The sequence below is a fragment of the Sporosarcina sp. E16_8 genome, from assembly GCF_017347095.1.
GTDB lineage: Bacteria > Bacillota > Bacilli > Bacillales_A > Planococcaceae > Sporosarcina.
This window is the reverse complement of sequence record NZ_JADPRZ010000010.1, coordinates 56,175-67,500: the sequence shown is the minus strand read 5'-3', so window position 1 is coordinate 67,500 and position 11,326 is coordinate 56,175. Positions and strand designations below refer to the sequence as shown.

General features: G+C 41.3%; 10 protein-coding genes (1 of these 10 running past the window's edge). 4 read left to right on the top strand and 6 right to left on the bottom strand.

Features of this window, described 5'->3' with window-relative positions; all coding sequences use genetic code 11:
- From gyrA to dnaA, 6 genes are all read right to left on the bottom strand, one after another.
- Positions 1-2,035 carry the 5' portion of a DNA gyrase subunit A gene (gene gyrA / locus I2484_RS09690; RefSeq protein WP_207150834.1) on the bottom strand. The gene continues 512 nt to the left of window position 1, outside the view, so 2,035 of the gene's 2,547 nt are visible here — the first part of the coding sequence; its start codon is at positions 2,033-2,035; the stop codon falls past the left edge of the window.
- Positions 2,036-2,119: 84 nt separating this feature from the next.
- Positions 2,120-4,042 carry a DNA topoisomerase (ATP-hydrolyzing) subunit B gene (gene gyrB, locus I2484_RS09685; protein WP_207150833.1) on the bottom strand — a complete coding sequence of 641 codons (1,923 nt, stop codon included), beginning with the start codon at positions 4,040-4,042 and terminating at the stop codon, positions 2,120-2,122.
- Positions 4,043-4,120: 78 nt separating this feature from the next.
- Positions 4,121-5,242, bottom strand: a complete 1,122-nt coding sequence (gene recF / locus I2484_RS09680; RefSeq protein WP_207150832.1) for a DNA replication/repair protein RecF — start codon at positions 5,240-5,242, stop codon at positions 4,121-4,123.
- Positions 5,232-5,471, bottom strand: a complete 240-nt coding sequence (yaaA, locus tag I2484_RS09675) for a S4 domain-containing protein YaaA (RefSeq protein WP_207150831.1) — start codon at positions 5,469-5,471, stop codon at positions 5,232-5,234. The genes recF and yaaA overlap by 11 nt, the downstream gene beginning before the upstream one ends.
- A gap of 99 nt (positions 5,472-5,570) precedes the next feature.
- Entirely contained in the window at positions 5,571-6,707 is a 1,137-nt protein-coding gene (gene dnaN / locus I2484_RS09670) for a DNA polymerase III subunit beta (protein WP_207150830.1), read from the bottom strand.
- A gap of 170 nt (positions 6,708-6,877) precedes the next feature.
- Entirely contained in the window at positions 6,878-8,227 is a 1,350-nt protein-coding gene (gene dnaA, locus I2484_RS09665; protein WP_207150829.1) for a chromosomal replication initiator protein DnaA, read from the bottom strand.
- Between the two features lie 505 nt (positions 8,228-8,732).
- Here dnaA and rpmH point away from each other — a divergent pair.
- The 4 genes from rpmH (at position 8,733) to jag (ending at position 11,129) form a co-directional block, all read left to right on the top strand.
- The gene (gene rpmH, locus I2484_RS09660; RefSeq protein ID WP_067204080.1) at positions 8,733-8,867 is read left to right on the top strand and encodes a 50S ribosomal protein L34; all 135 of its coding nucleotides are present in this window, start codon (positions 8,733-8,735) and stop codon (positions 8,865-8,867) included.
- An 80-nt stretch (positions 8,868-8,947) separates the two neighbouring features.
- Positions 8,948-9,289 (top strand): ribonuclease P protein component, encoded by a 342-nt coding sequence (gene rnpA, locus I2484_RS09655; RefSeq protein WP_207150828.1) that lies wholly within the window; start codon positions 8,948-8,950, stop codon positions 9,287-9,289.
- Between the two features lie 305 nt (positions 9,290-9,594).
- A complete protein-coding gene (yidC, locus tag I2484_RS09650) occupies positions 9,595-10,359 on the top strand; it encodes a membrane protein insertase YidC (protein WP_207150827.1) in 765 nt (254 codons plus the stop codon).
- The gene (jag, locus tag I2484_RS09645; protein ID WP_207150826.1) at positions 10,356-11,129 is read left to right on the top strand and encodes an RNA-binding cell elongation regulator Jag/EloR; all 774 of its coding nucleotides are present in this window, start codon (positions 10,356-10,358) and stop codon (positions 11,127-11,129) included. The genes yidC and jag overlap by 4 nt, the downstream gene beginning before the upstream one ends.
- Positions 11,130-11,326: the final 197 nt, after the last annotated feature.

Below are 11,326 nucleotides of genomic sequence, written 5' to 3'. Positions count from 1 at the left end.
GGATATCTGTCTCATTGAACTTGATTAACATGCCATCCTTTGTACCAATGGAAATATTTTCATCACCTTTGGTCATTTTAACTGCGATGAGTTCATCATCGCCGCGGAGGGTAAGTGCAATCAATCCATTTGAACGGATATTAGCAAATTCAGAAACAGGTGTACGTTTAACAACACCGTCACGAGTTGAGAAGAATAAGTATTTGTCATCCTCGAATACATCTACAGGAATCATGGCTGTTACTTTCTCATCCTTATCGACACCTAACAGGTTGATGATAGGTAAACCTTTCGCAGTTCGGCTAAATTCAGGTACTTGGTAGCCTTTCGTACGGAATACCCGGCCCCTACTTGTGAAGAATAAGATAGTGTCATGCGTTGACGTATTTAATAGATGTTCAACGAAGTCATCGTCATTCGTGCCCATCCCTTGTATACCTCGACCACCACGACGTTGGCTGCGGTACGTATTAGCAGGCAAACGTTTAATGTAACCATTATGTGTGAGTGTCAATACTGAGTTTTCGACTGGGATAAGATCTTCGTCCTCGATCATTTCAGCGCCGCCCAGTGTAATTTCCGTTCTACGTTTATCTTCAAAACGAATTTTCACTTCGAGTAATTCCTCGCGAATAATCTCAAGCAATTTTGATTCGTCTGCAAGAACCGCACGGAGTTCAGACATAAGGAGTTGTAACGCTTCGTATTCACTTTCAATTTTGTCACGTTCGAGCCCTGTCAAACGTTGAAGTCGCATATCGAGGATAGCCTGTGCTTGACGATCAGATAAGTTAAATTGATCCATCAACCCTGTTTTTGCTTCATCTGTTGTTTTAGATCCACGAATAAGGGTAATAATTTTATCGATATTATCAAGTGCTATGCGTAGTCCTTCCAAAATATGTGCGCGATCTTCTGCTTTTTTCAAGTCGTATTGGGTACGCCTGCGGATGACAACCTTTTGGTGCTCAAGGTAATGGTACAAAATTTCCTTCAATGCAAGGATTTTTGGTTGACCATCAACGAGTGCTAGCATGTTGACACCAAAACTAGATTGCAATGCTGTTTGTTTATACAAGTTGTTTAGTAGTACGTTAGCATTTGCGTCACGGCGTATTTCCATGACAATTCGCATACCGTTACGGTCCGATTCATCGCGTAGGTCCGTAATACCGTCAATTTTCTTATCACGTACCAGCTCAGCAATCTTTTCAATAAGGCGTGCCTTGTTTACCTGGAATGGTAGCTCATGTACAAGGAGTGTTTCCCTGCCGTTCGACTGCTGTTCAATTTCAACTCTCCCGCGGATGATAACTGAACCCCGCCCGGTTTCATAAGCTCTTCTAATTCCGCTACGGCCAAGAATAATCCCGCCAGTTGGAAAGTCTGGGCCAGGAATTATTTCCATCAATTCTTCCGTTGTAATAGCAGGATTGTCAGCAAGTGCAAGGACTGCATCGATTGTTTCTCCGAGATGATGTGGAGGAATATTTGTTGCCATTCCGACCGCAATGCCGGTTGTCCCGTTAACGAGTAAATTCGGATAACGGCTTGGAAGAACAATCGGTTCTCTCTCTTGTCCATCATAGTTGTCTTGGTAATCAACTGTATCTTTATTAATGTCTCTAAGAAGTTCCATTGCAATACGCGACATACGAGATTCTGTATACCGCATCGCAGCTGCGCCGTCTCCATCGACAGAACCAAAGTTACCGTGACCGTCAACGAGCATATAACGGTAATTGAAGTCCTGAGCCATCCGGACCATCGTTTCATATACAGCACTATCACCATGTGGGTGATACTTACCGATGACGTCTCCGACAATACGTGCGGATTTCTTATGCGGTTTATCGGCAGTATTTCCGAGATCCTGCATCGCATACAGAATACGTCGATGTACCGGCTTTAAACCATCCCTCACATCGGGGAGCGCACGTGAAACAATGACACTCATTGCATAATCAAGAAAAGATGTCTTCATTTCTGTACTAATGTTAATCCCCTTAACACCACGTTGCGGCATATCTGCCATTATTGTTAGACTCCTTTCAACTCAAAAAACCTTAGGAAGAGATAGTTCAATTGCCTGACTAGCTTTTTCATTTCAACTAGCTGATCAGGTATCTATATTTTTCACATACATTGCGTTTTCTTCGATAAATTTGCGTCGTGGTTCGACTTCGTCTCCCATAAGTTGCTGGAATGTTGAATCGGCATCGAACGCATCTTCAAGGTGAACCTGGAGCAGTGTACGCTGATCAGGATCCATTGTTGTATCCCATAATTGCGTTGCATCCATTTCCCCTAGACCTTTATAGCGGGTAATAACTGGTTTTGGCGTGGCTGGGAGCCGTCCAAAAATTTCTTGAAGCCCTTCCTCAGTGTAGCAATACTCTTCGATTTTCCCTTGCTTTACACGGTAAAGAGGTGGCTGAGCGATATAAACATACCCTGCTTCTATAAGCGGTCGCATAAAACGGAAGAAGAAGGTTAAAAGTAGTGTACGAATATGCGCACCATCGACGTCTGCGTCAGTCATAATTACAAGTTTATGATAACGTGCCTTTGAAAGGTTAAATTCTTCTCCGATACCTGTACCAAGTGCAGTAATCATTGCCCGGATTTCCAAGTTACCTAAAATCCGGTCAAGACGTGCTTTTTCAACGTTCAAGATTTTTCCTCGAAGCGGAAGAATCGCTTGGAAGTGACGGTCACGCCCCATTTTAGCTGAACCACCCGCCGAGTCACCTTCAACAATATACAGTTCACTTATAGCTGGGTCTCGGGAAGAACAGTCTGCCAGTTTCCCTGGGAGGCTTGATACTTCAAGCGCCGATTTCCGGCGTGTGAATTCACGCGCGTTTTTTGCAGCAAGACGTGCCCGTGCCGCCATAAGGCTTTTATCAATGATTTGACGCGATGTTGTCGGATTTTCAAGCAAGAATCGTTGAAAACCTTCTGAAAACAAAGAGTTAGTAATCGTACTAACTTCAGAGTTACCAAGCTTTGTTTTCGTCTGTCCCTCAAATTGTGGGTCCGGGTGTTTAATCGAAATAATCGCTGTTAGTCCTTCACGCACGTCATCACCGGACAAGTTCGGATCAGCTTCTTTCAGCACACCATTTTTTCGAGAGTAATCGTTAATAACGCGTGTCAGTGCTGTCTTAAAGCCTGATTCATGCGTACCACCCTCGTAAGTATTGATATTGTTGGCGAATGAAAACAGATTTTCTGCATAGCCACTATTGTATTGCATCGCGATTTCGATTGAAATTCCGTCTTTTTCGCCTTCAATGAAAATAGGTTCATCATGAATTGGTTCTTTGTTTTGATTCAAATGTTCTACGTACGACTTAATGCCGCCTTCGTAGTAATAGACGTCACTCCGCTCTTCATCGGTACGCTTGTCTGTAATCGTGATCCGGAGACCGCGGTTGAGATAAGCAAGTTCACGAAGCCTGTGCGCTAAGATGTCATACTCGTATGTTGTTGTTTCCGTAAAGATTTCAGGGTCTGCTTTGAAGCGGATTCTTGATCCCGTTTCATCAGTTTTGCCAATTACACTAAGTTCTTTCGAAACTGCACCACGTTCAAACTCGATGTAATGAACTTCGCCGTCACGTCTAACATATACCTCTGTAGTCTCAGACAATGCATTTACGACAGATGCACCAACACCATGCAAACCGCCGGAAACTTTATAGCCTCCGCCGCCGAACTTACCTCCTGCATGAAGTACAGTCATAATAACTTCAACTGCCGGTCTACCCGTTGATTCCTGTGTTCCCACTGGAATTCCCCGACCATTATCATCGACACAAATCCAATCGTCTTTTTCCATCGTTACTTCAATATGATCACAGTAACCTGCAAGTGCCTCATCGATACTATTATCAACAATTTCCCATACAAGATGGTGAAGACCTCTAGAACTTGTTGTCCCAATATACATACCCGGACGTTTGCGGACAGCTTCCAATCCTTCTAAGACTTGGATTTGATTTTCATCATAAGCCATCTGCATATCTTTCTCTTCCATTGCCAAACTGTTCACCTTCCCTTTCCGAACGTCTAACATTTGTATTACTGGTGTTTATAGAGAGGAATGACTCGATGGTCATTCCTCTCTTTTAACGACTTCGCCTGCCGTTACTTCGAATATGTCTGCCTGAAGAATTGTTTCATGGTCAATCCCTGCGACGTTCGTCGTTGTGACAATTGTCTGCACTTCTCCTTGAATTGTGTTCAAGAGATGGGATTGTCGGTAATCATCAAGTTCAGACAGGACATCATCCAGGAGAAGGACAGGTGCTTCTCCAACTTCTTGCTTTACAAGTTCTATCTCCGCAAGTTTAAGGGACAGCGCTGTTGTCCGCTGCTGCCCCTGCGATCCATACGTTTGGATGTCGTAGCCGTTGACGAAAAAGTGAAGATCGTCTCTGTGTGGTCCAATCAAGGTCATACCGCGATCTAGTTCACGGCGCCTCGCTTCAAGCAATCGCTGACCGAGTATCGACTGCATCTGTTCCACAGTCTGTCCCGAATCAAGTTCTTTTAGTGTTCCATAAGAAACTTGAAGGGATTCAATACCGCGAGAGATTCCTTTATGGATTGGTTCTGCCCATTTTTGTAAAAGTTCCATGAAATAAAACCTTTTACGAATAACTTGGACGGCTACTTGAATATACTGCTCTGTATAAATGTCAAACATGACGTCGTTAAGATTTAGTTTTCCCCTATTGTCTTTTAAAATGGCATTACGCTGTTTGAGTACTTTTTGAAATGTTAAAAGGTCATGTAAATAGGTTGGTGAAATTTGACCGATTTCCATATCTAGAAACCGTCTTCTTACTTGGGGACTACCCTTAACAAGATTCAAATCTTCCGGAGCAAACATAACGACATTCAATTGGCCAATGTACAAGCTAAGGCGTTTCTGTTCAAGATGATTGACACGTGCTTTTTTGCCTTTTTTTGAAATGACCAATTCTAATGGCAGTCGTCCATATTTACGTTGTATGTCCCCTTCTATTTTACCATATTCTTGGTCCCAGCGTATTAATTCACGATCATTTGAAGTTCTATGCGATTTTGCCATAGAAAGAACATAGATTGCTTCCATGATGTTTGTTTTACCCTGGGCATTCTCACCAATTAACACATTGATTTTCGGGGAAAATGAGAGGTCAAGTGAATCATAATTTCGGTAATCAGTTAATGCCAGCCGTTCAATATACATCCGTTTGACCGTCTGGTAGTTCAATTACTTTATATGTGCCGACATTGGGAATTTTAACGATATCTCCGTCACGAAGCTTTTTACCACGTCGCTGTTCCTCCTCGCCGTTAACATAGACGATGTATTCATCTAGAAACCATTTAGCCATACCGCCTGAACTGATTGTATTCGTCATTTTTAATAATTGTCCTAGAGTTATAAACTCTGTATCAATCGTAAGATTTTCCATAGGGTCTCAACCTTTCGCAAGTTAGTCTGTCTTTCTATTTTAGCTGACTTTCAGCAGTAAGTAAAAAGGATAGTCAAATAAGTGACTATCCTTCAAAATTCAGTATGTTCGTACAGGGAGAATAAGTTGCAAGATTGAATCGTCATCAACTGATTTCAATATGAACGGTCGCATAGCTCCCGTAAATTGGATCGTTATGTCTTGTCCATCAATTGCTTTCAATGCGTCCATCATATATTTAGCGCTAAAAGAGATATTCAGCTCTTCTCCTGTTACGCCAATTGCTTCTACCAGTTCTTCAACCTTACCTACTTCAGGTGAATTTGAAGAGATTTCAATGACTTTACCTTCGTTGGCTGAGAAGCGGACAATGTTATTGCGTTCTTCACGTGCTAGAAGCGAAGCTCTATCAATTGCCTGAAGAAGAAGTCGACCATTTACCGTCACTGACGTTTTATATTCTAACGGAATGAGACGCGAAGTATCTGGGTAATTTCCTTCCAATAGGCGTGAGTAAAATAACACACCACGTGTTTTAAATAACACTTGTTGATCTGCAATAACAATATCCACAAGTTCGCCATTATCAGGCAAAATCTTATTTAGTTCTTGAAGACTTTTCCCAGGGATAACGACACTAAACGGAACTTCTGGCATATCTTCAGGTATCGTCAATCTTCTTGCCAATCTATGGCTATCAGTAGCAATACAAGCAAGCCCTCCATCTTTTGCTTCCCAAAGTACGCCTGTTAATACTGGTCTAGTTTCTTGTTGAGATACGGCAAAGACTGTTTCGCGAATAATGGATTTCATCAGATCTGCCGGTAATGAAAATAGATAATCATCTTTAACTTCTGGCAGAACAGGGTAGTCTTCTGGGTCTAATCCAATTAAATGGAATTCAGATTTACCAGATTGAATATGTGTTTGAAGTCCGTTTATAACTTCAATTGTTACTTCATTGGTAGGTAGTTTACGCACGATTTCGCTAAAAACTTTAGCTTGTAGCACAATGCTTCCTTTTTCTGCGACTCTAATGATCTGTTCTCCATTATCTTCTGCTGGTATAAATGTACAGATTGTAATATCAGAATCGCTTCCTGTTAACGTCATTCCTTTTTCATCCACTTCAATCTTTATCCCTGTCAAAATTGGAATCGCGACTTTTTGGCTAATGGCTTTCATAACATCGCTTAATCCATCAAGCAACTTATCTCTCATAATTTCAAATTTCATTCTATACCCTCGCTTAATATATATAGTATTAGTTATTAATAAAGTAGTAGTAATAGTAGTAGGGGCTGTGGATATGTTAGTAAGTCTGTTTTCCCTTGATGACCAGACGTTTTCCACATGTGTATAACCTGTTTGTAGGTGTGCACCACTTGTTATACGTTATGCACAGGTCATCCTCTACCAAGAACATTTTTAATATCTTGAACATCTTGTTGCAGAGCTTGATCATCTTTTAACAGTTGCCTAATCTTCTCGTGTGCGTGAATGACTGTTGAATGATCTCGTCCACCGAATTCAGATCCAATTTTAGGTAGGGAGAAATCCGTGAGTTCTCTGGACAGGAACATGGCAATTTGTCGGGGGAATGCAATTGCTCTAGTTCTTTTCTTCGCAGTGAAGTCCTCTAAACGTATGTCAAAATGCTCTCCAACTGCTTTTTGGATATCTAGAATGGTTACAGTGCGCGGTCTTGAATTCGGAATAATATCTTTCAATGCTTCTGCAGCAAGATCCGTATTGATATCGGAATTGACGAGTGACGAATAGGCAACAACGCGTATAAGAGCCCCCTCTAGCTCGCGTATGTTTGAGTCAATTTGGTTGGCAATATACAGCATGACTTCATTTGGAATATCAACGAGCCCGTCTGCTTTTGCCTTTTTGCGTAAAATTGCGATGCGTGTCTCTAAGTCTGGAGGTGCTATATCGGTGATCAAACCCCATTCAAAGCGGGATCTTAGTCTGTCCTCAAGTGTTGGAATCTCTTTTGGAGGTCGGTCACTTGAAATAACAATCTGTTTCGATTCCTCGTGGAGCGTGTTGAATGTATGGAAAAACTCTTCTTGTGTTTGTTCTTTTCCTGCAAGAAATTGAATATCATCTATTAAGAGCACGTCTACATTCCGATAACGATTACGGAACTCGACGGCTTTATTATCACGAATAGAGTTAATGAATTCATTTGTAAACTTCTCAGATGAAAGATACATGACTTTTGCTGACGGGTTCTGTTCGAGTACATAATGTCCAATTGCATGCATTAAGTGTGTCTTTCCAAGTCCTACGCCCCCATAGATAAACAGAGGATTATAGGCTTTTGCTGGTGCTTCAGCAACGGCTAGTGACGCTGCGTGGGCAAAACGGTTTCCCGAACCAATGACGAATGTGTCGAACGTATATTTTAGATTAAGCATGCCAGGTGCCGATGTTAATGGAACCTTTTCTATTGGTTTAACAGTTGGTTTAGGTAGCATGAAATCATTTTCTTCCATGTTTTTAGGAACAACGAACTGAATGATCCGGTCTTCGCCGGTCAATTCGGATAGAATACCAGTAATTAGATGTACGTAGTGATTTTCAAGCCAATCTTTCGCGAATGAGTTAGGTGCGGCGATAGTAACGTTTTCTTCGCCATAAGACATCAGTTTTGTCGACTTTAACCAAGTTTCAAAACTGGGTCTTGAAATCTTCTGTTCAACCTTCGACAAAACCTCAATCCATAATTCTTCTAAGTGATCCAAACGTGTGCCTCCTTTACAATGAAAATAAAAAACCCGAGGATATGTATTATACACAGTTTTCCGTCGTGTGGATAACAATTATGCAAAAGTGTTGAAAAAAGTATCCACAATGTATTAACAACTGTGGATAACAAAAATGCTATAAAATTATGTGCATAACAAATTCATCTCATTGTAACAGGATATGCTGTGGATTACAAGGAGTCCTGAACCTTATCCACAGTGCAGACAGCTGTGGATGAAATCTTTATCCACAGGGCTTGGTATGTGAAGAAGATGTCGATAAGCGGTGTGCATAAAAAAAAGTTGAAAAATACTATCCACACTGCTGTCGAAAGAAAGCAGAAGGAACCGTGGATAACTTATTGGGGCTGAATTGGGGAAACCAAACAGGCTAAATTACTGTCGAATAGGAAAGGGTTGACTTTTACCCTGGAAATCCGATATACTATTCAAGACTGTCACAGTAATAAATAGACAATCAATGCAGGAGGTGTCTTAAAAGATGAAACGTACTTACCAACCAAATAAACGTAAACGTAGTAAAGTCCACGGCTTCCGTGAAAGAATGAGCACGAAAAGCGGACGCAGAATTCTTGCAGCTCGTCGTCGTAAAGGAAGAAAAGTCCTATCAGCATAAGGCCACTGACATTTCAGTGGTCTTTTTTCTTGTTTATTAATGAAGAACTATAATTATAGATGACGGAGCAGGTGTATAAGATGAACAGACGTCAACGGATAAAGAAAAATGAGGAATTCCAAGAAGTATTCAAAAAAGGGAAGTCGTTTGCTAATCGGCAATTCGTTGTGTATTCCTATAGGAAGGAAGACCAACTGGAATTCAGGATAGGTCTGTCCGTCAGCAAAAAAGTAGGTAATGCAGTCGCCAGAAATAGGATCAAACGGTATTTACGACAGTCCTTCCTGGAAATGAAAGACGAACTGCGCAACGATATGGATTATGTCATCATAGCCAGACATCAGGCGGCCACATTAGACTTTCATGAAACGAAGAAAAATTTGCAACACGTCTTGCGTATTTCTCGCGTCTTAAAGAAGTAGATGGAAGTATATGAACGTGATAAACTGTTAGTATCAGCCGATAGGGCTTTTTGACTTTATTCAGCTTGAGTTCAAACCGCTGCTGAATTGCGGAACTCTGACTAAAATCGCCGCGTCCTGCGGCAACAAGGAGGGATGCAGTTCAATCCCTCCCCACTGAGTAACCTACATCCTGTTGGAGGAAAGCCTCCGGGGGATGTAACAGATTTTGAAGGGAATGAATTGAGCAAGCTCAATTCAAAATCTGGACGCAAATACGTCTTGGCGTATTTTATTTGAATAAGATAAGATTTGGGGGAACTGATTTGAAAAAGAAATTAGCATTAATCCTCATTCTGACAGCATTGTCGGTATTTCTCGCGGGATGTTCGGAGTTCCAACAGCCAATTTACGAGGATAGTGAAGGATTTTGGAACAAATTTGTCGTCTGGCCGTTAGTTTCCCTAATAACGACATTCAAAGACATACTTGGCACATACGGGTACGGTATTGTTGCAGTTACAATTATTATCCGACTTGTCTTGCTTCCATTAATGATCAAACAGACAAAAAGTTCAAAACGGATGCAGGAAATCCAACCTGAACTGAAAGCGCTTAAAGAGAAATACAAATCAAAAGATGCAGTTACACAACAAAAGTACCGTGAAGAAATGCAAAAAGTTATGTCAGAACGAAAAATCAATCCGGCGGCAGGCTGTTTACCAGTCGTAATCCAAATGCCAATTCTATTCGGTTTCTATCATGCCATCAGCCGAATGAATGTCACATACGATATTGGGGATTTCTTATGGTTTGAACTTGCAGCGCCAAGTATTACGCTTGCCGTTTTGGCAGGGGCTATGCAGTTCATCGTTTTACGTACTGGGCCTGCAATGGACAACCCACAGATGAAAGTAATGATGTACATTATGCCGTTCATGATTATGATCTTCGGTTCATTCTTACCGGCAGCACTTTCACTTTACTGGGTAATCGGTAATATCATTTCAATTATCCAAAACATCTTCATTTACAAACCATTTAAGAAAAAGGAAGTGGAACTTGTAAAAGTGGGAGGGAAACGGAAATGACAAGGACGACGCGAAGGGGAACCACGGTTGAATTAGCGATTTCATCAGCATTAACAGCACTTGGCGTTACGCGTGATGAAGTAGAAGTCGAAGTGATCAATCAAGGGAGAAAAGGATTTCTAGGTTTCGGTGCAAAAGAAGCTGAAGTAACCGTAACTATCGTAAATTTTGAAGAACCTTCCGTCACTGAAAAGATATCGATGCTTGAAGAAGCAGAACCTGTAATGGAACTCCAGTCATTTGAGATTGAAGGTAGTGTTGAATCCGTCGAATCTCCTGTGGAAAAAGAGGAAGTCCAAGTTGAAGGGTTGTCTGATGAAACTGCAATTGAAGAAACGGAACACTATTTAAAAATGATTGCAATTGGAATGGGTATCGATGACATTCAAATCAGCCACGAGATCAAAGGGAAATATGTTACTTTCCAAATGGAAAGTGCAAAAGCTGCATTATTGATTGGTAAACGCGGACAAACGCTAAATGCACTCCAGCAATTATCACAGCTTGTAACGAACAAATCAGCAAGTCAATTCAAGGTCGTCCGGGTAGATGTCGGTGATTACCGGGAGCGTCGTGAACAATCATTGGAGCAGTTAGCTGAGCGAATGGCCGATAAAGCAGTTCGTACTGGAAAAAAGATCCAGTTAGAACCAATGGCTTCCTATGAAAGAAAAGTCATTCACAATGCTTTATCACGACGACTGGATATTGAAACGTATTCAGAAGGATCTGATCCCTTTAGATATCTTGTCATTGAAGCCGTTAGGTGAAAAAAAGCCCCGCAAAGACGAACCCTGTCTCTGCGGGGCTTTTTTTGTATTAATTGTAAAGATGCCTTAACTTATCCACATTATTTAAATTGCGACACTAGGAGGATGGGAGGATTTGTGATAATATATTATGTTAGATAGTCGTGTCCGAAATAGGTTATCCACATGTGAGTAACCAAGTCAGGAAGGTGAAAAAC

Excerpts from the sequence above, each read along its gene's own strand:
- gyrB (WP_207150833.1), bottom strand. The coding sequence starts at position 4,042 with ATGGAAGAGAAAGATATGCAGATGGCTTATGATGAAAATCAAATCCAA.
- recF (WP_207150832.1), bottom strand. The coding sequence starts at position 5,242 with ATGTATATTGAACGGCTGGCATTAACTGATTACCGAAATTATGATTCA.
- yaaA (WP_207150831.1), bottom strand. The coding sequence starts at position 5,471 with ATGGAAAATCTTACGATTGATACAGAGTTTATAACTCTAGGACAATTA.
- dnaN (WP_207150830.1), bottom strand. The coding sequence starts at position 6,707 with ATGAAATTTGAAATTATGAGAGATAAGTTGCTTGATGGATTAAGCGAT.
- rpmH (WP_067204080.1), top strand. The coding sequence starts at position 8,733 with ATGAAACGTACTTACCAACCAAATAAACGTAAACGTAGTAAAGTCCAC.
- rnpA (WP_207150828.1), top strand. The coding sequence starts at position 8,948 with ATGAACAGACGTCAACGGATAAAGAAAAATGAGGAATTCCAAGAAGTA.
- jag (WP_207150826.1), top strand. The coding sequence starts at position 10,356 with ATGACAAGGACGACGCGAAGGGGAACCACGGTTGAATTAGCGATTTCA.